The organism is Streptomyces axinellae, assembly GCF_039532135.1.
GTDB lineage: Bacteria > Actinomycetota > Actinomycetes > Streptomycetales > Streptomycetaceae > Streptomyces > Streptomyces axinellae.
In genome coordinates, this window is sequence record NZ_BAAARJ010000031.1 from 30,699 (window position 1) to 52,896 (window position 22,198).

17 protein-coding genes are annotated in these 22,198 nt (G+C 71.3%); 2 read left to right on the forward strand and 15 right to left on the reverse strand.

Annotated features, from left to right (window positions below; all coding sequences use genetic code 11):
• Position 1: 1 nt before the first annotated feature.
• The 8 genes from malX to ABD339_RS31245 all read right to left on the reverse strand — a co-directional run bounded on the left by malX (position 2) and on the right by ABD339_RS31245 (position 9,230).
• Complete coding sequence (malX, locus tag ABD339_RS31210) at positions 2 to 1,696, reverse strand: maltose/glucose-specific PTS transporter subunit IIBC (RefSeq protein ID WP_344570533.1); 1,695 nt, start codon at positions 1,694 to 1,696, stop codon at positions 2 to 4.
• Positions 1,697 to 1,851: 155 nt separating this feature from the next.
• Entirely contained in the window at positions 1,852 to 2,883 is a 1,032-nt protein-coding gene (gene fbaA / locus ABD339_RS31215; RefSeq protein WP_344570534.1) for a class II fructose-bisphosphate aldolase, read from the reverse strand.
• Between the two features lie 283 nt (positions 2,884 to 3,166).
• Positions 3,167 to 3,715 (reverse strand): orotate phosphoribosyltransferase, encoded by a 549-nt coding sequence (locus ABD339_RS31220; protein ID WP_344570535.1) that lies wholly within the window; start codon positions 3,713 to 3,715, stop codon positions 3,167 to 3,169.
• A 138-nt stretch (positions 3,716 to 3,853) separates the two neighbouring features.
• Positions 3,854 to 4,708 (reverse strand): aldose epimerase family protein, encoded by an 855-nt coding sequence (locus ABD339_RS31225; RefSeq protein ID WP_344570536.1) that lies wholly within the window; start codon positions 4,706 to 4,708, stop codon positions 3,854 to 3,856.
• 21 nt (positions 4,709 to 4,729) lie between these two features.
• Positions 4,730 to 5,986 carry an SRPBCC family protein gene (locus ABD339_RS31230; RefSeq protein WP_344570537.1) on the reverse strand — a complete coding sequence of 419 codons (1,257 nt, stop codon included), beginning with the start codon at positions 5,984 to 5,986 and terminating at the stop codon, positions 4,730 to 4,732.
• A 54-nt stretch (positions 5,987 to 6,040) separates the two neighbouring features.
• The gene (locus tag ABD339_RS31235) at positions 6,041 to 7,756 is read right to left on the reverse strand and encodes a polyamine aminopropyltransferase (RefSeq protein ID WP_344570538.1); all 1,716 of its coding nucleotides are present in this window, start codon (positions 7,754 to 7,756) and stop codon (positions 6,041 to 6,043) included.
• An 86-nt stretch (positions 7,757 to 7,842) separates the two neighbouring features.
• A complete protein-coding gene (locus ABD339_RS31240) occupies positions 7,843 to 8,439 on the reverse strand; it encodes a DUF2617 family protein (protein ID WP_344570539.1) in 597 nt (198 codons plus the stop codon).
• Between the two features lie 500 nt (positions 8,440 to 8,939).
• The gene (locus tag ABD339_RS31245) at positions 8,940 to 9,230 is read right to left on the reverse strand and encodes a hypothetical protein (RefSeq protein ID WP_344570540.1); all 291 of its coding nucleotides are present in this window, start codon (positions 9,228 to 9,230) and stop codon (positions 8,940 to 8,942) included.
• Positions 9,231 to 9,359: 129 nt separating this feature from the next.
• On the opposite strand from ABD339_RS31245, the gene ABD339_RS31250 reads away from it, so the two are divergent.
• Positions 9,360 to 10,799 (forward strand): aminotransferase class I/II-fold pyridoxal phosphate-dependent enzyme, encoded by a 1,440-nt coding sequence (locus ABD339_RS31250; RefSeq protein WP_425576154.1) that lies wholly within the window; start codon positions 9,360 to 9,362, stop codon positions 10,797 to 10,799.
• An 86-nt stretch (positions 10,800 to 10,885) separates the two neighbouring features.
• Here ABD339_RS31250 and ABD339_RS31255 read toward each other — a convergent pair whose 3' ends face one another.
• From ABD339_RS31255 to clpB, 3 genes are all read right to left on the reverse strand, one after another.
• Positions 10,886 to 12,145 (reverse strand): acyltransferase family protein, encoded by a 1,260-nt coding sequence (locus ABD339_RS31255; RefSeq protein WP_344570541.1) that lies wholly within the window; start codon positions 12,143 to 12,145, stop codon positions 10,886 to 10,888.
• A 689-nt stretch (positions 12,146 to 12,834) separates the two neighbouring features.
• Positions 12,835 to 13,398: a YbjN domain-containing protein gene (locus tag ABD339_RS31260; RefSeq protein WP_344570542.1), complete on the reverse strand. Its 564-nt coding sequence runs from the start codon at positions 13,396 to 13,398 to the stop codon at positions 12,835 to 12,837.
• A gap of 413 nt (positions 13,399 to 13,811) precedes the next feature.
• Entirely contained in the window at positions 13,812 to 16,469 is a 2,658-nt protein-coding gene (clpB, locus tag ABD339_RS31265; protein ID WP_344570543.1) for an ATP-dependent chaperone ClpB, read from the reverse strand.
• Positions 16,470 to 16,745: 276 nt separating this feature from the next.
• Here clpB and ABD339_RS31270 point away from each other — a divergent pair, with 276 nt between their 5' ends.
• On the forward strand, positions 16,746 to 17,651 hold the full coding sequence (locus ABD339_RS31270) for a D-alanyl-D-alanine carboxypeptidase family protein (RefSeq protein WP_344570544.1): 906 nt from the start codon (positions 16,746 to 16,748) through the stop codon (positions 17,649 to 17,651).
• Positions 17,652 to 17,676: 25 nt separating this feature from the next.
• On the opposite strand, the gene ABD339_RS31275 is transcribed toward ABD339_RS31270, so the two are convergent.
• The 4 genes from ABD339_RS31275 to dnaK are packed head-to-tail and all read right to left on the reverse strand — an operon-like array spanning position 17,677 to position 22,029.
• Entirely contained in the window at positions 17,677 to 18,147 is a 471-nt protein-coding gene (locus ABD339_RS31275; RefSeq protein ID WP_344570545.1) for a heat shock protein transcriptional repressor HspR, read from the reverse strand.
• A gap of 1 nt (position 18,148) precedes the next feature.
• Positions 18,149 to 19,357 (reverse strand): molecular chaperone DnaJ, encoded by a 1,209-nt coding sequence (gene dnaJ / locus ABD339_RS31280; RefSeq protein ID WP_344570546.1) that lies wholly within the window; start codon positions 19,355 to 19,357, stop codon positions 18,149 to 18,151.
• 27 nt (positions 19,358 to 19,384) lie between these two features.
• Positions 19,385 to 20,164, reverse strand: a complete 780-nt coding sequence (gene grpE / locus ABD339_RS31285) for a nucleotide exchange factor GrpE (RefSeq protein ID WP_344570547.1) — start codon at positions 20,162 to 20,164, stop codon at positions 19,385 to 19,387.
• Positions 20,161 to 22,029 (reverse strand): molecular chaperone DnaK, encoded by a 1,869-nt coding sequence (gene dnaK / locus ABD339_RS31290; RefSeq protein ID WP_344570548.1) that lies wholly within the window; start codon positions 22,027 to 22,029, stop codon positions 20,161 to 20,163. Before dnaK ends, grpE begins: the two co-directional genes overlap by 4 nt.
• Between the last annotated feature and the right edge of the window lie 169 nt (positions 22,030 to 22,198).

The window sequence follows — 22,198 nt, forward strand, 5'->3', positions numbered from 1 at the left end:
GTCACTTCACCCGCACGAGGCCGGCGATGGCGTCCTTGACCGACTGGACCTGCGGCCCGATGACGACCTGGACGGTGTGCGCGTCCAGCGTGACGACGCCGACCGCGCCGAGTTTCTTCAGCCGGGCCTCGTCCAGCGCCTCCGCGTCCTCGACGGTCATCCGCAGGCGGGTGATGCAGTTGTCCAGGGTGCGGATGTTGCCGGGGCCGCCGAGCGCTTCGAGGATGGCGACGGGGTCGTACTTGCCCGCGACGAGCTTCGGCTCGGGCGGCGGCGCGGTGGAAGCGGCGCGCGCGTCGTCCGCCGGGCGGTCCTCGGCGCCCGCGTCGTCCCCCCGCGTGGCGCCGGCCTCCGTGGCGTCGTCCTCCGGTTCGGGCTCGTCGCGGCCCGGCGTCTTGAGGTCGAAGCGGCGGATCGCCCAGCGGAAGAGGAAGTAGTAGACGGCGAACCAGACCGCGGCGATCACCGGCACCAGGTACCACTTGGTGGTGGTGCCCTGGAGGACGCCGAAGACGAGCCAGTCGATGACGTTGCCGTCGGTGTTGCCGATGAACACCCCGAGCACGGCGGCCGTCAGGAAGCCGAGGCCCACCAGGACCGCGTGGATCAGGTAGAGCCAGGGCGCGATGAACAGGAAGAGGAACTCCAGCGGTTCGGTGATGCCGCCGACCACGCAGGCGACGACGCCGGAGACCAGCAGCGCCTTGATCTCGGGCCGCATCGCGCGCCGCGCGCAGTGGTACATCGCCAGCGCGGCGCCCGGCAGTCCGCCGAGGTAGGCGGCCATCTTGCCCTGGGAGAGGAAGTGGGTGGCGCTGGTGACGTCGCTGCCCGCGGGCGCGTCACAGTTGAGCTGGGCGTAGAACATGTTGAGCGCGCCGCTGACATGGTCTCCGCACACCACGCCCGAGCCGCCCACGTCGGTGAAGCGGAACATGGCGACCAGCACGTGGTGCAGGCCGACGGGGCGCAGCAGCACCTCGCCCATACCGAAGAAGAACGGGCCGAAGACCCCCGCGTGCCCGATGGCCTCGCCGATGTCCTTGATCCAGCCGTTGAACGTCGGCCACAGCAGCGGGATGACGAGCCCGACGACGCTCAGCACCAGCGCGGAGATGATCGGCACGAAGCGCAGCCCGCCGAAGAACGCGAGCGCGTCCGGCATCCGCTGGGTGCGGAAGCGGCGGTGCAGCACGGAGACGATGATGCCGACGGCGACGGCGCCCAGCAGGCCGGTGTCGATGGACTGGATGCCCAGGACGTCGGCGATGCCGTAGTGGGCGATGGCCTTCTTGTCCTCGAAGTCGACGTCCTTGGCGGTGAGGAAGAAGTTCACCGCGAGGTTCATCGAGGCGTAGCCGACGAAGCCGGAGAAGGCCGCGACGCCCTTGTCCTCGCGGGCGAGGCCGAGCGGGATGGCCATCGCGAACAGGACGGGCAGGAAGGTGAAGGCGACCCCTCCCGTGTTGGCCATCCAGGTGAAGACCAGGTGGAAGCCCTCGCCCCGCAGGAAGGTGAGGTTGCCGGTGACGGCGTCGCTGGAGAGCGAGGAGCCGATGCCCAGCATGATGCCGCAGAACGCGAGCAGGGCCACCGGGAGCATGAAGGTCTTGCCCAGCCCCTGGAAGAACTCCCAGAGGGAGGACTTGACCTGCCGTATTCGCGCGCTCTTCCGCGACCCGTCGCTACTGTTCATCGGCTCAGTCTGCATGTCAGGACATGCATATTTGCAGGGGAGACCGATCACGAATTCATAGCGAAAGGCCCGGATCCCCCCGCAGGGGACCCGGGCCTCACACTGTGTGCGCGGCGTACTGCGGCGAGCTGTTGCCGGACTGCCGCCGCCGGCCGCTACTTCAGCTTGGTACCCGTCGAACGCAGGTGGCCGCAGGCGGTGGTCACGCGCGCGGCCATGCCCTTCTCGGCGGCCTTGCCCCAGCTGCGCGGGTCGTAGACCTTCTTGTTGCCGACCTCGCCATCGACCTTCAGGACACCGTCGTAGTTGCTGAACATGTGGTCGGCGACCGGGCGGGTGAAGGCGTACTGGGTGTCGGTGTCCAGGTTCATCTTCACGACGCCGTTGCCCAGCGCGGTGGCGATCTCCTCCTCGGTGGAGCCGGAGCCGCCGTGGAAGACGAAGTCGAAGGGCTGCGCGCCGGCGGTCTTGCCGAACTTCGCCGCCACGCCCTCCTGGAGGTCCTTGAGCAGCTCGGGGCGGAGCACGACGTTGCCCGGCTTGTAGACGCCGTGGACGTTGCCGAAGGAGGCGGCGAGCAGGTAGCGGCCCTTGTCGCCGAGGCCGAGCGATTCGGCGGTGCGGATCGCGTCCTCGACGGTGGTGTACAGCTCGTCGTTGATCTCGTGGGTGACGCCGTCCTCCTCGCCACCGGTCGGGGTGATCTCGACCTCAAGGATGATCTTCGCGGCGGCGGCCTGGGCGAGCAGCTCCTCGCCGATCTCCAGGTTGTCCTTGAGGGTCTCGGCCGAGCCGTCCCACATGTGCGACTGGAAGAGCGGGTTCTCGCCGCGCTGCACGCGCTCGCGGGAGATCGCGATCAGGGGGCGGACGTAGCCGTCGAGCTTGTCCTTGGGGCAGTGGTCGGTGTGCAGCGCGACGTTGACCGGGTACTTCTTGGCGACGATGTGCGCGAACTCGGCGAGCGCCACGGCACCGCTGACCATGTCCTTGCTGTACTGGCCGCCCAGGAACTCGGCGCCGCCCGTGGAGATCTGAACGATCCCGTCGCTCTCCGCCTCGGCGAATCCGCGCAGTGCGGCGTGCAGGGTCTGCGTCGAGGTGACATTGATGGCGGGGTAGGCGAACGTGCCTTCCTTCGCCCTGTCGAGCATCTCGTTGTAGACCTCGGGAGTTGCGATGGGCATCAGACCGCTCCTTGGGTGTGCGATTCGATCCGGCTCTGGTTCAGCTTCAGCTCATACGGCTCAACGGAACGACGTCATCGTCGCGCCTATCCTCCCAGAAGAAACCGGATGCTCCGGACTCGTGAATTCACAAATTCACTAGCGCATTTCGGACAGGGTTTCACGTGAAACAGGGGCACATGTGGGCCATTTCGCCCCGATTCAGGCACCGTTCAGCGCACTCGCCGGGACCGTCGGCACACGCGCCGGGGTCGAGGCGAGGACGATCGGGGCCGATCCCGGATCAGTCGGAGGCCAGCCCCAGATCGGCGAGGTCGAACGCGTGTACGTACGGCAGCCCCGCGCGCTCCATCGCCGACGCGGCCCCCCGCTCCACGATCGTCGCGACGGCCACCACCTCGGCACCCGCCTGCCGCGCCGCCTCCACCGCGGTCAGCGGCGAGTTGCCCGTCGTCGAGGTGTCCTCGACGATCAGCACCCGGCGGCCCGCGATGTCCGGCCCCTCGATCCGCCGCTGGAGGCCGTGCGCCTTGCCCGCCTTGCGGACGACGAACGCGTCGAGCCTGCGGCCACGGGCGGCGGCGGCATGCATCATCGACGTCGCCACCGGGTCGGCGCCCAGGGTCAGACCGCCCACCGCGTCGTAGTCCAGGTGCTCGGTGGCGTCCAGCATCACCTGGCCCGTCAGCGGCGCCGACTCCCCGTCGAGGGTGATGCGCCGCAGGTCGATGTAGAAGTCGGCCTCGGCCCCCGAGGAGAGGGTCACCCTGCCGTGCACCACGGCCTTGTCCTGGATCTGCCGCAGCAGCGCGGCGCGCACGTCGTCGTTCATGAGACCTCAGCCTATGTTCCCGCGGCGCCCGGCCCGACTGCGCCCCGCTGCGGGCGGGAGCCGGGGACGGGGGCCGGGAGCCGGGGCCGGGGGGCCGGGGCGCTCCCCGGTGTGCGCCGGCGCGTGCAGTACCGGCGCCTACAGGCGCTGCCAGCTCCACGTCGTGGTGATCTCCAGGGGGTCCAGGGGGGTCACCTGGCGCGGGTGGGAGTTGAGGCCGTTGGGCGGGCCGGACTGGGGCTCGACGCAGACCGCCTCGGGCTGCTCGTCGTACACCACGACGTACTCCCCGCGCGAGGTCACCCGCAAGGCCAGCTCGCCCGGCCAGGTCAGCGTGACATCGACGCCGCCCGGCATGCCGAAGCAGTCGTCCCACGGCCCGGGGAGGGGCGAGATCCGCTTGCCGGTGGGGATGTGGTCGGCGCCGCGCTCCTCCTGCCACTCGGGCGAGAAGTCGAGCGCCACATCCTGGCCGCCCTGGCCGAGGTTGCGCACGAACCACGGGTGCCAGCCCGCCTGCGCGGGGAAGGAGACGTCGAAGGTCTCCACGGCCAGCTTGAGCGTCAGGGAGCCGCCGTCCCCGGCCAGTTCGACGGCCTGCGAGACCCGGCCCTCCCAGGGCCAGGGGTCGGTCAGGTCGTAGGTGAAGGACGCCTTGGTCCTCGAACCGCCGGGGGCCGTGCGCCAGGCTTCGCCGCGCACGGTGCCGTGCAGAGCGTGCGGGCCGCCCCCGGGCCCCGGCCGGGACGCCCCTTCCGCGACGGGGAGTTGGTACATCTCCCCACCGTTGCGAAAGCGCCCCTCGGCGGTACGGCCGCACCAGGGCGCCATCACGAACGAGCCGTACTTCGGCCCCTGGCGCAGCAGTTCCGTACCGCCCACCTGGAGTGAGGCGAGCCGGCAACCGTGCTGGGGCTCGATGGTGACCTCGGTGCCACCGGCACCGAGCACGACGGTCGTGGCTTCTTCCGCGGGGGTGGGCAGCTCAGTCATACAGCGACCATAACGGCGCCCTCAACGGCGCCGCCGCAGGACCCGGCCGAGGACCACGGCCCCGGCGACCACCACGGCCGCCGCGGGCGCCGCCCAGCGCAAGGCCGCGATCGCGGACGCCGGCTCTGGTACGGGTACGGGCGCGTAACGCCCGCGCGGCGGCGCGTGGTCCACCTCTTCGGCGCTGCGCCCGATCATCGTGCGCCGCGCATGGGCCGCCTCCGCGCCGAACGGCCCCCCGTGCCCCTCGAAGGCACCGCTCTCCTCGAAGGCACCGCTGTCGTACGCGCCGGGAGCCCCCTGCGAGCCGTTCTCGGAACCCGGCGGGCCCGGCAGGTCCGGCCCGAAGTCCTGCGGCCCCGTGGCGTCCCGCGGGCCCGTGGCGTCCCGCGGGCCTGTGGTGTCCCGAGGCTCCGTCGAGTCCTCGGGCGGCCTGGCGTCGTCCGCCGGTTCGTCGGGGCCCAGGGAGGAGGGCGGGACCTCCGTCTCGAACAGCGGGCTGCGGCCCTCCTCGGACTCTTCGGGCTCGGGGATGCCGGGGATGGCGCGCTCGTTGTCGCCGGGGGCGCCGATCCCGCCCGCGACCGGGCCCTCGGCGCCGTCGCCGCCACCGGCCGTCCCGCCGGTGCCCGCCTCGGCCTCGGGGGTACCGGCGGGCGGCTCGTCGCGGATGCTGTCGGCGAGGGCCGCGGCGAAGCGGTCCAGGAGGCGTACGCCTGCCGAGGTGGCGGCCTTCTCCTCGATGCCGGCGAGCCGCCCCGTACCGGTGACGGTGCCGATGCACAGCAGGTCGGTGCCCTCACCGTCGTCGGCGGAGCGCGGCTCGACGGTCAGCGCCAGCTCGACGCTCCCGTCGCCGCGCGCCTCCTCGCCGGTACCCGTCACCTCCAGCACCTCCAGCCGCCCAGCGTCACCGGCCAGACCGGTGACGGAATCGCTATGGGCTCCGGGGGCTCCGCTGTCAGCTCCGTTGTCGGCGGGGCGCGGGACGAGCGTCACGGTGCCGCGATAGGTGATCGTCGTCCCGGCGATACGGACCCGCAGCCGGCCGTCGAACCGCGTCCCGGAGGGCGGAACGGCGGACGACCCGGCGGCCTGCCCCGGCGCCGGAACGATCCCTTCGCCGACGGACCCGCCGCCGGGCCCGTCGCCGGACCCGCCATCGGGCTCGTCGTCGGACCGTTGCAGCCCGGGGACGCAGCGCGCGACGCGCTCGGGGTCGGCGAGTGCGGCCCGTACGGAGCCGGCGGAAAACGGAACGTATACCTCGTGCTCCATGGTGCGGAGCCTATTACCCATCAGTCCGCAGCACATATGACCGGGCCGGATCTTTCACTTCTCCGCCCGGTAGCGCGGGTGGGTCAGCGTGGACGGCGGCAGCCCCCGGATCCGGCCGCGCTCGGCCCTCCGCACCGCCTCCCGGAACGGCCCGCTGACGGGTCGCACGGCAGAGTCCGTGGCGGAGCCCGGGGCAGCACCCGCAGCGGAACCCGTACCCGGCCCGGGCGCCAACGCGCATGCGGAGCCGCCCTGTTGAGGGCGTCCCGCGCCCCGCCGGGCCAGCAAGAAGCGCCACGGGCGGCCGGACGCCGCGGGGGCGTGCCCGGTGGCGGCTCCGTCCACCGCGTACGGACACGTCCGCAGGCCCGCGGCCTTGAGCGTGGTCTCCGCCGTCCAGAAGTCGCGCCGCCGGACGCCGCGCGCTCCCACCCGTACCGCGAGCCGACCGCCGGGGGCGGTGGCGCGGGCGGCGAGTCCGTAGAACTCCTGCGAATGCAGCGTGTCACCGCGCGCGGTACCGGGGCCGGTCAGCACGGAGAACACCACGTCATAGGGCGCGTTGTCCGCACCGGCGCGGGAGCGGAAGCGAACACCGTCGCCGTCCCCGGCACCTTCGTCGGCGCGGCGGCGCAGCCAGGTGAAGGCGTCCTCGGTCTCCACCCGGACCCTCGGATCCGCCAGGGAGCCGCCGTTGAGCGCCCGCAGGCCAGGATCGCCGCGCGCCAGGCGGACGACGCCGGGGTCCCGCTCGACGACTGTGACCTCGCGCACGCCGGGATGGCGCAGGACCTCACGCAGCGCCATCCCGTCCCCGCCGCCGAGGATCAGCACCCGGGAGTGACGGCCCGCGGCCATGCCGGGGGCGACCAGCGCCTCGTGGTAGGCGCGTTCGTCCGAGCCGCGCGCCGTCAGCCGACCGTCCCGGAACATGCGCAGCTCGCCGGTGCGCGGCCACTCCCGACGCACCGCCCCGCCCGTCAGCACGAGTTCCTGCACCCCGGTCCGCACGGCGACCCGCACCTCGTCGCCGTATATCCGCTCCCGCGCCGCGTGTTCGAACGGGCCGACGAGCGCGGTGCCCGCCACCAGCAGCACCAGCGCCGAGCCGTTGGCCGCCAGCAGTCGGCGGCGCGGGCGGGCGCTCAGGTCGGCGCGGAAGAGCCACAGCACGACCATGCCGCCCGCCAGCGCGTTGACGGCCCCGGTGAGCAGCCCGCCGGTCAGCTGTCCGAACAGCGGCAGCAGGAGAAAGGGGAAGGCCAGCCCGCCCACCAGCGCCCCCACATAGTCGGCGGCGAACAGGTCGGCGAGCGCGCCGCCGGCGTCCTGCTCGCGGATGCGCTGGATGAGGGTCATCAGCAGCGGCATCTCGGCGCCGATCAGCACGCCGATCGCGAACGAGATGGCCACGAGCGCGATCCGCGCCTCGCCCAGCCAGGCGAACGACGCGTACAGCGCCATCGCCGAACCGCCGCCGACCAGCGCCAACAGCACCTCCACACAGCCGAAACCGACGGCGGCACGGCAGCTCAGCCGCTTGGCGAGGAGGGATCCGACACCCATCGCGAAGACCATCACGGACAGCACGACAGACGCCTGGGTGACCGAATCCCCGTCCAACGAGGAGGCCAGCGCGACCAGTTCCAGCTCGTAGACCAGGCCGCAGGCCGCGCAGATGAAGGCCGAGGCGAGGACGAACCCCCGCGCCGGCCCCGCCCGTACGGGCAGCCGTGCGCCCTTGCCGCGGGGCCGGGGGTACTCGGTCATGCGGGGAACCGTACGTGACAGCTCTTGCACCCTCGGTCACTCACACGGGTGGCCCGGCATGGCGCTTCAGGCCGCTTCGCAGCACCTCACGTCACATCGCACAGTGGGCCGGAACCGGCGTCCGGGGCACCACCGGAAAGGGCACCCGTGATGACGTCCAACGGATCGCTGCGGCACTGGTTCCCGGCGGCCACCCGCGTCCGCGTGGAGACCAGCCGGCCCTCCTGCGGATAGGAATGCCAGGTACGCCAGCGCACTTGCCCCTCGTGCCGTTGGACCAGCAGCGCGGTGAAAGCGTGGGGGGCGCCCGGAAAGGTGCCCGCGAGCCCGTTCGGATGGTCTGCCACCAGCGCGAGCAACTCCTGCGCGCGCCCGGCGAACGAGCCGGGTGACAACGTCTCGACGCGCGCCGCGAATTCGTACTCCCACGCGCCGAACTGTTTGGAAACGCCCAGCGGCAGGGGGGTGCTGCTGCCCGGCATACAGGCGACCGTCTCCGAACAGCCTCCGTATCCCTCATCCAGCAGCACCTGGTGCGAAGCGCCCAGCAGCCTCAACTGCACGTGCGTGTCGCCGAGTTCGAGATCGAGGCAGGCGAGCGCGGGGAGGGGCTCGCGGCCCAGGGCCCACGCGAGGTCACCCGCGCGGGTATCGGTGTAAGCGGTCTTCAGGGTGGTGAGCATGGGACGGCTCCGCAAGCACGCAGTGGAGGGTGGGCCGGCCCACCCCTCGATGTCCCGAGGCTCCGGAGGCGCTCGGGGACGGCAGATCACGATTCACCGAATCACGGAATGCTCCGCGTCCCCAGCGCTTTTACCCAACATCTCCGGATTTCCATCCCATAGGTATAGAAGAGGTCAGGTGTTCCCCTACCCGCGAAGAAGAAGGGGCGGCCCGGCTGTCCGATATGCCGCCAACTGCCCCTTCGGGGGCCGGAGTCGGAGGTCTCTGAAGCGGAGTCGGAGGATCCTGAAGCGGAGTCGGAGGATCCCGAAACCGAGTCGTCGCGACGTCCGGGACCGCGTGTTCGCCGTCACCGGCCCGCGGCGGCCCGCGGCGGCCCGGGTGGAAAGGGCCGGGCGGACGTCGGGCCGAGCGGGCGCCAGGCCGAGCGGGCGCCAGGCCGAGCGGGCGCCAGGCCGAGCGGGGCGGGTGGCCGAGCGGGGCGGGTGGCCCCGGGGGCTCAGCCGCCCCCGCCACCACCGCCGCCACAGCCCCCGCCGCCACCGCCGCCGCACGAGGACCCGCCGCCGCACGACGAGCCGCCGCCACATCCGTGATGACCCCCGTGCCCGCCGTGGTGCCCGCCGCCGGACGAGTCACCGCCGGCCCACCACGAGGGGCCGGAGCCGCCGCCCGAGCCCGGACCGCCGCCCGTGCCCAAGCTGCCGCCGGACCCCGCACTGACCTTGCTCGCGATGACCACGACCCCGAAGATCACGGCCACCCCCACTATGACCAGGGCAACTGCCATATACCTATCCCCCTTTGAAGTACGCACGTACTGTCCGCCGTGCGCCGGCTCGCCCGCGCACGCAGGCGGCTCCTGCCCGGCATCGGGTGCGGCAAAGCCGAGTTGAGGAAGACAAGAGCTTGCCGGAGGATGACGGCCATGACTGCTGGCCACGCTGCTGCCCCGGGCGCGCGGGGAGCCGGGGGTGCCGCCCGGACGGAGTCCGGGTCCGGGCGCCCGCTGCTCAACCGCCGCCTCGCCGAGTTCGGCACCACCATCTTCGCCGAGATGTCCGCGCTGGCCGTGGAGACCGGTGCCCTCAACCTCGGGCAGGGCTTCCCCGACACGGACGGCCCCGAACAGGTACGCGAAGCCGCCGTACGCGCCCTGCGGGACGGGCGCGGCAACCAGTACCCGCCGGGCCCCGGCGTCCCCGAACTGCGCGCCGCCATCGCCGCGCACCAACAGCGCTTCTACGGGCTGAGCCCCGACCCGGACACCGAGGTACTCGTCACCGCCGGCGCGACGGAGGCCATCGCCGCCTCCCTCCTCGCGCTGGTCGAACCGGGCGACGAGGTGATCGCGCTGGAGCCGTACTACGACTCCTACGCCGCCTCCATCGCCATGGCCGGCGGCACCCGCGTCCCCGTCATGCTGCACCCCGCAGCCGGGGAGGCACCGCACGGCGCGGCCGACGAGCACGCGACCGACAAGGACGAGAGCGAGGAGGGCGGGGCCGACGCGAGCGGGGCCGACAGGGCCGACAGGGCCGACAGGGCCGACAGGGCCGACAGGGCCGACAGGGCCGACAGGGCCGACAGGGCCGACAGGGCCGACAGGGCCGACGAGTACGCGACCGACGGCACCTACCGCCTCGACCTCGACGAACTGCGCGACGCGATCACCGACCGCACCCGCCTCATCCTCCTCAACACCCCCCACAACCCCACCGGCACCGTACTGAGCCGCGCCGAACTGGCCGCCGTCGCCGAGATGTGCGTCGAGCACGACCTCCTGGCCGTCACCGACGAGGTCTACGAACACCTGGTCTTCGAAGGCACGCACCACCCCCTCGCCTCGTTCCCGGGCATGCGCGAGCGCACCGTCACCATCAGCTCCTCGGGCAAGACCTTCTCCTTCACCGGCTGGAAGGTCGGCTGGGTCACCGGCACCCCCGCCCTGGTGAGCGCGGTCCGCTCCGCCAAGCAGTACCTGACGTACGTGTCCGCCGGGCCGTTCCAGTACGCCGTGGCGGAGGCCCTGGCGCTGCCCGACGACTACTACACCGCGCTGCGCGAGGACCTGCGCGCCAAGCGGGACCTCCTGGCACGGGGCCTGCGAGCGGCGGGCTTCGGAGTCTTCCGCCCGGCCGGCACCTACTTCATCACCACCGACATCCGCCCCCTGGGCGCCACCGACGGCACCGCCTTCTGCCTGGACCTGCCGCGCCGCGCGGGCGTCGTCGCCGTCCCCACCCAGGTCTTCTACGACCACGCCGAGGCCGGCGCCCCCTACGTCCGCTTCGCCTTCTGCAAGCGGAAGGGTGTGTTGGAAGAGGCAGTGACACGCCTCAAGCGTTTGGCGCCCTGACGGGCGTTGGGCGCGGCCCGACGCACGCGGAGAGAACCGGCTGCCGGAGCGGCGGCGCAGCCGGGGCCGTTCGCAGGCCCCGGCCCTCAGCCGTCCGCTTGGCCCGCCGTGGGGCGCTTGGTCGCCTGGCCGTTCTGCTCGGGCAGGACCACAGGGTCGGGCAGGACCACAGGCTCGGACGAGGCGGCGGCCGGAGCGGCGGCCGGAGCGGCGGCGCGCAGCGAACGCACCGCGGCGCGCGGCGAACGCCCGGTGGCGAAGCGCCGCATGCAGGGGCGCTCGACCAGCGCGTACAGCATCCAGGACGCGGTCAGGGCCACGGCGAGCGAGGCGCAGACGAGTCCGGCCACCGGCCAGGTGCGGCCCCAGTAGTGGAGGAGGGCCGCGATCACGATGAGATGCACCAGGTAGAAGGCGTAGGAGAGGTCCCCGAGGAAGACCATGCCCCGCGTCCGCAGCAAGGACCTCCCCCCGCGCGCGTCCAGCGCCGCCGTCGCCCGGACCAGGAGGCCGACGGGGATCACCGTGACGGCGGCGGGCAGGAACGGGGCGGGGAGCAGCGCGATACCGAGGAGGAGGGCCGCGCACAGCAGGCCGCCGGACGGGAGGACTCCGATCCGGACGGCGGGCCCGGCCGGATGCACGCGCCCGGCCGTGTGCACATGCCCACCCGTGTGCATCCGGGCGAGGATCATCCCCAGGACGAACTCCGGGAGCCGGCTCGGCGGGAAGGAGTAGACGAACGCCAGTTGCACATCGGTGATGTCCCCGGGCAGATATCCCGCGTGGAGCGGCGTACCGCCCAGCCCCAGCGAGATCGTCGGGATGGCCCAGACCCCCGCGACGGCGACGACGGCGGCGAGGGGGAGCCGGTCCGGACGGATCTTCAGGACCAGCGGCAGAAACAGCGGGAAGAGCAGATAGAACAGCAGCTCGCAGGTGAGCGACCAGGCGACCCCGTTACCCCCCTGGGCGAGCTTCGACAGCGGCGCGAAGGAGTGCGCCAGCGTGGCGTTGGCCCAGTCGCTCAGCCCGGAGACGGGAGCGGGCCCGCCGAGCGGGCGCGGCATTCCGGCCCCCCGGACGAGCAGCATGAGGAGCGCCAGGACGACCAGGTGGTTCGGATAGATCTTGACGGCCCGCCGACGCCAGAATCCGCGGGCCGTGTCCGTCTCCCGGGCGGAGTGGGTCAGCACGAATCCGCTGAGGACGAAGAAGAGCGAGACCCCGGCCGATCCCAGCAGAAACCAGACCGGGTGCGGCCGGTCGCCGTTCCGCAGGGCGTCCAGGAACGTGATGTGGAAGACGAACACCCCGGACGCGGCGAGGAACCGCAGTCCGGTCAATGAGGGCAGCCACGCCAACGGGGCTGACTGCCCTGGCGAGTTCGCCGAGTCCGGTGCGGCTGAGGAGGCCGGCCAGGCCGAACCGTCCGAGGCGGCCGACGGGGTCGCCCGGCGCCGGTTCATCGGCGGTCCGTTGCCGCGCGCGGCGCCCGGCGGCGGGGGGATGCTGAAAGCCCTCGCCACTCACCCGCGTCGCCGCCGGTCATCGTGGACGAGCGCTGAGATCTTCCGCGGACGAGCTGAATTGCGTCGCTGGCAAGAAGGGCGGAGGCGGCGGTCGGCAAAGTCATCCCCTACATATGCGGCGGAGGATTGCGGGCCGTTCAGTTCATTGGTGCGGAGATATCCTTCCCGCGCCCAGTACGGGGCAGACGCCCTCATACGAGTGGTGAATCGAGCGCGCGTACGGTAATTCGGGCGCGGGAGCGGTCAACCACGGCTCGCCGCAAGCGCGTTACGGGGCTCGCGGGTACGCCCGCGAGGACGTGTTCACGTAACGGGCGCGGAACCCGGTGGCGATGGCGCGCAGGCGAATGCCCCGCGATCAGTCCTCACCGCGGGCTGCGGGCTGCGACCTGCGGACCGGGGACTGCGGGCCGGGCCCGGTCCGACGCGCGAAGCCGGGCAGCCCGGTCTCAGGGGCTGCCCGGCTCAGCGCGTGCGGGCGAGGCTGGGGGGGGACGGTTCGGTCAGGCGTTCCTGCCGCCGTCGCCCTCGTCCCCGCCGCCGCCCTCGCCGCCGTTTTCGGAGGAGTCGACGTCCTTCTCCAGGCCGAACTGCTCCACGAGCCACTTGTCGAACTCGATCGAGGCGCGGACCCAGCTGACCGTGCTGGAGACGAAGTGCTCCAGGGAGACGCCGGTGCCGATCAGCATCTGGGCCTCGCCGATGAGGCGGACGCTGCCGTCGTCGTGGGTGTGGCTGTAGACCTTCGGCCACAGCGTGCGGCGGTTCCAGTCGTCGATGGCCTCAAGGAGCCTGGGCTTCTCCTCGATGGTGTGCGGCCGGTCGTAGAACGTCCGGACGGAGAAGACCTGCTGCTCCTCCTCGCCCCGGAACATGAAGTAGGTGCGGAACTCCTCCCACGGCGCCGCGAGGTCCCCCTCGTCGTCGACGACGTACTTCAGCTCCATCTGGTCGAGGAGCTGCTTGACGAGGTCCTGGTCCGGGATGATGGGACCGGACGGGCCGGACTCCTCCGGCTCCTCGGGCTGGCCCCCGAAGTTCGGGATCGAGGACGGGTCGATGCTCACGTGGGTGTTCCCTTCATCTACGGCTCCGGCCATCCTCCCGCACGGCCCCCCCGCCCTGGCAACCTCGGGTGCGTCTCACGGCCGTACGGCTACGCCGCCCCCGCCCCGAAGGGGCGCGAGGAACGGCGCGCTCAACCCCCACGCACCCACACCCCGCAAAGCACAAACAGGGGCACCCCCTCCCCAGCACCTCAAAGAGGGACAACGTAAAACCCGACCCTTTCGGGGCGCGAGGAACGGCGCGCCCAGCCCCCACGCACCCACACCCCGCAAAGCACAAACAGGGGCACCCCCTCCCCAACACCTGCACCGGCACCTGCACCGGCACCGGCACCGGCAAAGGGGCCACCGGAAAAACCCGCCGGCCAAACCCGAGAGGCGGGCCCGCCCGGGGCGCCCCGCGCCCCGGGCCCCTACCCACCCACAGAAGCGTCCGCGGCCAGGCCGACCGTCAGTCCGTCCCACCCCTCGACATGATCGACCCGCACCACGTCGCCGTCGCGGACCTCTCCGGCGAGGATCTCCCGCGCGAGCTGGTCGCCGATGGCGGTCTGTACCAGGCGCCGCAGGGGCCGGGCCCCGTACGCCGGGTCGTTGCCCTCGACGGCCAGCCAGTCGAGGGCCGCCGGGGTGACGTCGAGGGTGAGGCGGCGCTCGGCGAGGCGGCGCTGGAGCGCGTCGATCTGGAGCTGGGCGATCCGCCGCAGCTCGTCGCCGGCCAGGGCGGAGAAGATGACCAGGTCGTCCAGCCGGTTGAGGAATTCCGGGCGGAAGGCCGCCCGCACCGCGGCGAGGACCTGCTCGCGCTTCTCGTCCTCCTTCTCCAGCGGGTCGGTCAGGTGCTGGCTGCCCAGGTTGGAGGTCAGGATCAGGATCGTGTTGCGGAAATCGACCGTGCGGCCCTGGCCGTCGGTGAGCCGGCCGTCGTCGAGTACCTGGAGGAGGACGTCGAAGACATCGTGGTGCGCCTTTTCGACCTCGTCCAGCAGGACGACGCTGTAGGGGCGGCGGCGGACGGCCTCGGTGAGCTGGCCGCCTTCCTCGTAGCCGACGTAGCCGGGGGGCGCGCCCACCAGGCGGGCGACCGAGTGCTTCTCGCCGTACTCGCTCATGTCGATGCGGACCATGGCCCGCTCGTCGTCGAACAGGAAGTCGGCCAGCGCCTTGGCCAGCTCGGTCTTGCCGACGCCGGTGGGGCCGAGGAAGAGGAAGGAGCCGGTGGGGCGGTTGGGGTCGGCGATACCGGCGCGGGTGCGGCGTACGGCGTCGGAGACGGCGCGCACGGCCTCGCTCTGACCGATCAGCCGCTTGCCCAGCTCGTCCTCCATGCGCAGCAGCTTCTGCGTCTCGCCCTCCAGCAGGCGGCCGGCGGGGATGCCCGTCCAGGAGGCGACGACGTCGGCGATGTCGTCGGAGCCGACCTCGTCCTTGACCATTTTGTCGCGGCCGGCGCGCTCTCCCCGGCCCTCCGCGGTGGCGGCCTCGGCCTCCTTCTTGGCCTCTTCCTCCTCCTCGGAGGCGGCCTCCAGCTCCCGCTCGACGCCGGGGATCTCGCCGTAGAGCAGTTTGGAGGCGGTGTCGAAGTCGCCGTCGCGCTGGGCGCGCTCGGCCTGGCCGCGCAGCTCGTCGAGCTGCTCCTTCAGCTCACCGACGCGGTTGAGGCCCTGCTTCTCCTTCTCCCAGCGGGCGGTGAGGCCGCGCAGCTCCTCCTCTTTGTCGGCCAGCTCGCGGCGCAGCCGCTCCAGCCGTTCGACGGAGGCGGGGTCGGTCTCCTTGTCCAGGGCCAGCTCCTCCATCTTGAGCCGGTCCACGGCGCGCTGGAGTTCGTCGATCTCCAGGGGGGAGGAGTCGATCTCCATGCGGAGCCGGGAGGCGGCCTCGTCCACCAGGTCGATGGCCTTGTCGGGGAGGAAGCGGGAGGTGATGTAGCGGTCGGAGAGCGCGGCGGCGGCCACCAGGGCGCCGTCGGAGATCTGCACCTTGTGGTGGGCCTCGTAGCGCCCCTTGAGGCCGCGCAGGATCGCGATGGAGTCCTCGACGGTGGGCTCGGCGACCAGCACCTGCTGGAAGCGGCGCTCCAGGGCCGGGTCCTTCTCGATCCGCTCGCGGTACTCGTCCAGCGTGGTGGCGCCGACCATGCGCAGTTCGCCGCGGGCCAGCATCGGCTTGAGCATGTTGCCCGCGTCCATGGCCGAGTCGCCGCCGGCGCCCGCGCCGACGACGGTGTGCAGCTCGTCGATGAACGTGATGACCTGGCCGTCGCTCTCCTTGATCTCGGAGAGCACGGTCTTGAGCCGCTCCTCGAACTCGCCCCGGTACTTGGCCCCGGCCACCATCGCGCTCAGGTCGAGGCTGACGATCCGCTTGTCGCGCAGCGACTCGGGCACATCGCCCTTGACCACGCGCTGGGCCAGGCCCTCGACGACGGCGGTCTTGCCGACGCCGGGCTCGCCGATGAGCACCGGGTTGTTCTTGGTGCGGCGGGAGAGGACCTGCACGACGCGGCGGATCTCGTGATCGCGCCCGATGACCGGGTCGAGCTTGCCCTCGCGGGCCGCCGCCGTCAGGTCGGTGCCGAACTTCTCCAGCGCCTTGTAGGTGCCCTCGGGGTCCGCGTTGGTGACCCGCTTGCTGCCGCGCTGCTGCTGGAAGGCGGCCGTCAGCTTCTTGTCGTCGGCGCCCTGCTCCTTGAGGAGGTCGGCGGCGTGGCCGCCCTTGGCCGCGATCCCGATCAGCAGGTGCTCGGTGGACACGAAGCTGTCGCCCAGCTCCTGGGCGCGCTGGGAGGCGTCGGCGATGGCGGCCAGCAGCTCGCGGTCGGCCTGCGGCCTGCTGACGGTCGAGCCCTGGACGGTGGGGAGTGCGGCGAGCTGGCGCTCGGCGCCCGCACGCAGCGCCGCCTGGTCGGCGCCGGCCGCCGCCACCAGGTCCTGGATGTTCTCGTTGTCCTCGCCCGTGAGCAGGGCGAGGAGCAGATGCGCCGGGGTGATGTCGGGGTTTCCGTCGGTGACCGCACGGCTGTTCGCCGCGCTGATCGCGTCCCGGCTCCTGTTGGTCAGCTCCGCGTCCACAGTGCCGCGCTCCTCCTCCTGCGAGTTGCTTTCTCCGGTGAGTTGCTTTCTCCAGTATGCAGCAAGTTGAGCCTGTCGGGCTCAAGCTGACTGGCACCCCGTACAACCGCATACGATCCCGATTCGTTCCCGGGTACCCGCATTCGTCCGCCGGTCGTTCGCAAAAGCCTGACGAAAACACCCCTGCGGGCGCATCCAACGAGCGCCCATGACAGTCTCAACCAGGGTGCGGCACACTCAAGGAACCCCGGCACAGGGGCATTTGGAGAAAACACAGTGAAAATCGGCAGCAATGGCATCAGTCGGGCCTCAGCGGTGATCGTCACCGCCGGAGCCGTCCTGACGGCGGGGGCCCTGACCTCCCCGGCCGTGGCCGCGGGACCGCAGGCCCTCGCGGCCAAGAAGCCTTCGATCGTCGCCAAGAGCGGCTTCGTGATGAACAACGGCACCGCCAAGAGCCTCTACACCAAGGCCGCCGATACGCGGCGCTCCACCGGCTCGACCACCAAGATCATGACGGCCAAGGTGGTGCTCTCCCAGGCGAAGCTCAACCTCAACAGCAAGGTCAAGATCCAGAAGGCGTACAGCGACTACATCGTCAAGAACGGCGCCTCCTCGGCCCGTCTGATCGTCGGCGACAAGGTCACCGTCCGCCAGCTCCTGTACGGCCTGATGCTGCCCTCCGGCTGCGACGCGGCCTACGCGCTGGCCGACAAGTTCGGCAGCGGCTCCACCCGCGCCAAGCGCGTGAAGTCCTTCATCGGCAAGATGAACACCACCGCCAAGAGCCTGGGCCTGAAGAACACCCACTTCGACTCGTTCGACGGCATCGGCCACGGCAAGAACTACTCCAGCGCGCGGGACCTGACCAAGCTCGCCAGCAGCGCTCTGAAGAGCTCCACCTTCCGCAAGATCGTGAAGACCCGCTCGACCAAGCAGACGACCGTCACCAAGAGCGGCGGCCACCGGACCATGTCCTGGTCCAACACGAACAACCTGCTGGGCAGCTACTCGGGCACCATCGGCGTCAAGACCGGCTCGGGCCCCGAGGCCAAGTACTGCCTGGTCTTCGCCGCGACCCGCGGCGGCAAGACGGTCGTCGGCACCGTCCTCACCTCCTCCTCCGTCGCCAAGCGCACCTCGGACGCGAAGAAGCTCCTGAACTACGGCTTCGCCAAGTGACCTTCTGACGTCCCGGGCCCCGGGCTCACTCTCGGGGCCTGGGGCGCCAGACCACCAGCGCACCCGACTGGTGCACGTCGTCATAGGGCACCAGATCCCGCCGGTAGGAGGCGTGCACCTGCGCCTCGCGCTGCTGCATCGCCACGGCGGCGCCCTCGACGGCGGACGACAGCTCGGAGACCCGCGCCTTGAGCGCGCTCACCTGCTGCTCCAGCTCGATGATCCGCTTGATGCCCGCCAGGTTGATGCCCTCGTCCTGGCTGAGCCGCTGCACCTCGCGCAGCAGCTCGATGTCGCGCGCGGAGTAGCGCCGGCCCCGGCCGGGCGTGCGGTCCGGGGAGACCAGGCCGAGACGGTCGTACTGCCGGAGCGTCTGCGGGTGCAGGCCCGACAGCTGGGCGGCGACCGAGATGACGTAGACCGGGGACTCCTCGGTCAGCTCGTACGAAGCGGCGCGTGCCGCGAACCCTCGCCTGCGTCCGTCCCGGCCGTCCACCTCAGTCTCCCTTCGCTGCCTTGAACAACGCAGCGCGCGGGTCCTCTCCCGCTGTCGCGTCCCGATAGGACTCCAGGGAGTCCTTCGCCTTGTCACTCAGATCCTTGGGCACCGACACCTCCACTGTCACCAGCAGATCGCCGTGTGTCCCGTCCTTGCGGACCGCGCCCTTGCCCCTGGCCCGCATCGTGCGCCCCGAGGGGGTGCCGGGCGGAAGCTTCAGGGTGACGGGCGGACCGCCGAGCGTGGGGACCTTCACCTCGCCGCCGAGGGCCGCCTCCGGGAAGGTGACCGGCACGGTGACGGTGAGGTTGTCCCCTCTGCGGCCGAAGACCGGGTGCCGGTCCACGTGCACGACCACGTACAGGTCCCCGTTGGGGCCGCCGCGCTCGCCCGGCGCTCCCTTGCCCCGCAGCCGGATGCGCTGGCCGTCGCTGACCCCCGCCGGGATGCGCACCTGCATGGTGCGCGAACTGGTGGCGCGGCCCGATCCCTTGCAGGTCTCGCAGGGGTCCTGCGCGATCAGGCCCCGGCCCCGGCAGTCCACGCACGGGTCGGTCAGCGAGAAGCCGCCGCCCCCGCCACGGGAGACCTGCCCGGTGCCCACACAGGTGGGACACACCCTCGGGGTGCCGTTCTTGTCGCCCGTGCCCGCGCACTCCTTGCATGCGGCGCTGCTGGACATCCGCAGCGGAACCGTGGCCCCGTCCACCGCCTCGGTGAAGCTGAGCGTCACCTCGGACTCGATGTCCTGGCCGCGCCTGGGCTGGGTGCGGGTGCTGCCGCCGCCCCGGTTGAAGAGCCCGCCGAACACGTCGCCGAGCCCGCCGCCGAAGCCGCCGCCGGGTCCGCCGGGGCCGCCCCCGCCGCCGCCCTGACCGCCGCCGAAGAGGTCGCCCAGGTCGAAGTTGAACGTTCCGCCGCCGGGGCCGCCCGCGCCGCCCGGTCCGCCGGGCCGGAAGCCGCCGCCGTTGCCGAAGAGCGTGCGGGCCTCGTCGTACTCCTTGCGGCGCTTGGCGTCACCGAGGACGTCGTACGCCTCGGAGGCGTCCTTGAAGCGCTCTTCGGCCTTGGGGTCGCCCGCGTTGGCGTCCGGGTGGTTCTCCCGGGCAAGCTTGCGGTACGCCTTCTTGATCTCGGCTTCGGTGGCGTCCTTGGGGACGCCGAGGACCTTGTAATAGTCCTTCTCGATGAAGTCCTTGGTACTCATCCTCGACGTCCCTCCTCCCGTCCGCGGTCAGCCCTCGTCCGGGCCACCGTTCTCCTCTTCCGCCGAGCCTGCCGACCCCGCAGCGTCGCCGCCCTCGCCCTTGGTGCCGGGCTGCGGCTCGGCCACACCGACCCGCGCGGGGCGGATGGTCCGCTCGCCGATGCGGTACCCGGGCTGGAGGATCTGCACGCACGTCGTCTCCGTGACATCCGGAGAGTAGGAGTGCATCAGCGCCTCGTGGACCGTCGGGTCGAAGGGCTCGCCCTCCTTGCCGAACTGCATCAGGCCCATCTTGGCCGCGACCATCTCCAGCGACTCGGCCACCGACTTGAAGCCGCCGACCAGCTCACCGTGATCACGCGCACGGCCGATGTCGTCCAGCACCGGCAGCAGCTCCGTCAGCAGGTTCGCGACGGCGATCTCCTTGACGGAGGCGCGGTCCCGCTCGACCCTGCGGCGGTAGTTCTGGAACTCCGCCTGGAGCCGCTGGAGGTCCTGCGTGCGCTCGTTGAGCGCGGTGCGCGTCTGGTCCAGCTCGGCGGTGGCGGAGACCTCGCCGTCGGCCGCCTCGCCTTCCGGTGCCGTCCCGCCGGCCACCTTGCCGTCGCTGCCGTTGCCGTTGCTCTCGTGCATGTCCCGCGCCGCGTCCAGGGTCTGTTCGGAGGGCTGAGCTTGCTCGGTCTGCTGGGCGTCCCCGGCCGGCGGCCCCGGGGCCGCCGCCTCCTTACCGGAGGCGGCGGTGGGTGCGGGGCCGGTGTCGGCGGGGACGTCGGGCTCCTTGGGGAAGCCCGGTGTCTCCTCCGTCACGCCGCACCGTCCTTGGGCTTCTGCTGGTCGTCGTCCACGATCTCGGCGTCCACGACGTCCTCGTCGCCGCCCTCGGCCTTGGCGCCGCCCGCCGCACCGGCACCTGCCTCGGCACCGCCGGCCTGGTTCTGCTGCGCCTCGGCGTAGAGGGCCTGGCCCAGCTTCTGGCTGGTGGCGGCGACCTTCTCGGAGGACTCGCGGATGGCAGCGGTGTCCTCGCCCTTGAGCTTCTCCTTGAGGTCCTCAAGGGCGGTCTCGACCTCCGACTTGGTGTCGGCCGGGACCTTCTCCTCGTTGTCCTTGAGGAACTTCTCGGTGGTGTAGACCAGCTGCTCGGCCTGGTTGCGGGTCTCGGCGGACTCGCGGCGCTTGGCGTCGTCGTCGGCGTACTGCTCCGCCTCGCGCATCATGCGCTCGATGTCGTCCTTGGGCAGGCTGGAGCCGCCCGTGACCTGCATCTTCTGCTCCTTGCCCGTGCCCAGGTCCTTGGCGGACACGTGCATGATGCCGTTCGCGTCGATGTCGAAGGTGACCTCGATCTGCGGCACGTTGCGCGGCGCGGGCGGCAGGCCCGTCAGCTCGAACATGCCCAGCTTCTTGTTGTACGCCGCGATCTCCCGCTCGCCCTGGAAGACCTGGATCTGCACCGACGGCTGGTTGTCCTCCGCCGTGGTGAAGGTCTCCGAACGCTTGGTCGGGATCGTGGTGTTGCGCTCGATCAGCTTCGTCATGATGCCGCCCTTGGTCTCGATGCCGAGGGACAGCGGGGTGACGTCGAGGAGCAGGACGTCCTTGACCTCGCCCTTGAGGACACCGGCCTGGAGGCTGGCACCGATGGCCACGACCTCGTCCGGGTTCACACCCTTGTTGGCGTCCTTGCCGCCGGTCAGCTCCTTGACCAGCTCGGCGACGGCGGGCATACGGGTCGAGCCGCCGACGAGAACGACGTGGTCGATCTCGGAGAGCTGGATGCCCGCGTCCTTCATGACGTTGTGGAACGGCGTCTTGGTGCGCTCCAGCAGGTCCTGGGTCAGCTGCTGGAACTGAGCGCGCGTCAGCTTCTCGTCCAGGTGCAGCGGGCCCTCGGCGGAGGCCGTGATGTAGGGCAGGTTGATCGTCGTCTCGGTGGACGAGGACAGCTCGATCTTCGCCTTCTCGGCGGCCTCGCGGAGGCGCTGGAGGGCCATCTTGTCCTTGGACAGATCCACGCCGTGACCGGACTGGAACTGCTTGACCAGGTAGTCCACGACCCGCTGGTCCCAGTCGTCACCACCGAGGTGGTTGTCACCGTTGGTCGCCTTCACCTCGACGACGCCGTCGCCGATCTCCAGCAGCGAGACGTCGAAGGTGCCGCCGCCGAGGTCGAAGACCAGGATCGTCTGGTCCTCCTTCTCCAAGCCGTAGGCCAGCGCGGCGGCGGTCGGCTCGTTGACGATGCGCAGCACGTTGAGGCCCGCGATCTCACCGGCCTCCTTGGTGGCCTGGCGCTCGGCGTCGTTGAAGTACGCCGGGACGGTCACGACGGCGTCGGTGACCTTCTCGCCCAGGTACGACTCCGCGTCCCGCTTCAGCTTCTGCAGGATGAAGGCGCTCATCTGCTGCGGGTTGAAGTCCTTGCCGTCCAGGTTCACTTTCCAGTCGGTGCCCATGTGGCGCTTGACCGACCGGATCGTCCTGTCCACGTTGGTGACCGCCTGGCGCTTGGCCACCTCGCCGACGAGCACTTCGCCGTTCTTCGCGAAGGCCACGACGGACGGCGTGGTCCTGGCGCCCTCGGCGTTGGTGATGACGGTGGGCTCACCGCCTTCGAGAACACTGACGACGGAGTTCGTCGTACCCAGGTCGATGCCGACCGCACGAGCCATTTCGGTTTCCTCCAGCTATGTCTCTTGAGTGAGGCTGACTCAAGAGTGCCTCACCATCGCCCCCACGTCAAAAAGCATGAGCTGACTCGACTCAACCTCGCTGCTCGCCCCCTGCGCAGGGCACCGCCGGGGCCGGGTGCCACCGCACCCAGGGGCGACGCACATCACC

Excerpts from the sequence above, each read along its gene's own strand:
- malX (WP_344570533.1), bottom strand. The coding sequence starts at position 1,696 with ATGAACAGTAGCGACGGGTCGCGGAAGAGCGCGCGAATACGGCAGGTC.
- fbaA (WP_344570534.1), bottom strand. The coding sequence starts at position 2,883 with ATGCCCATCGCAACTCCCGAGGTCTACAACGAGATGCTCGACAGGGCG.
- ABD339_RS31220 (WP_344570535.1), bottom strand. The coding sequence starts at position 3,715 with ATGAACGACGACGTGCGCGCCGCGCTGCTGCGGCAGATCCAGGACAAG.
- ABD339_RS31225 (WP_344570536.1), bottom strand. The coding sequence starts at position 4,708 with ATGACTGAGCTGCCCACCCCCGCGGAAGAAGCCACGACCGTCGTGCTC.
- ABD339_RS31230 (WP_344570537.1), bottom strand. The coding sequence starts at position 5,986 with ATGGAGCACGAGGTATACGTTCCGTTTTCCGCCGGCTCCGTACGGGCC.
- ABD339_RS31235 (WP_344570538.1), bottom strand. The coding sequence starts at position 7,756 with ATGACCGAGTACCCCCGGCCCCGCGGCAAGGGCGCACGGCTGCCCGTA.
- ABD339_RS31240 (WP_344570539.1), bottom strand. The coding sequence starts at position 8,439 with ATGCTCACCACCCTGAAGACCGCTTACACCGATACCCGCGCGGGTGAC.
- ABD339_RS31245 (WP_344570540.1), bottom strand. The coding sequence starts at position 9,230 with ATGGCAGTTGCCCTGGTCATAGTGGGGGTGGCCGTGATCTTCGGGGTC.
- ABD339_RS31250 (WP_425576154.1), top strand. The coding sequence starts at position 9,360 with ATGACGGCCATGACTGCTGGCCACGCTGCTGCCCCGGGCGCGCGGGGA.
- dnaJ (WP_344570546.1), bottom strand. The coding sequence starts at position 19,357 with ATGAGTACCAAGGACTTCATCGAGAAGGACTATTACAAGGTCCTCGGC.
- dnaK (WP_344570548.1), bottom strand. The coding sequence starts at position 22,029 with ATGGCTCGTGCGGTCGGCATCGACCTGGGTACGACGAACTCCGTCGTC.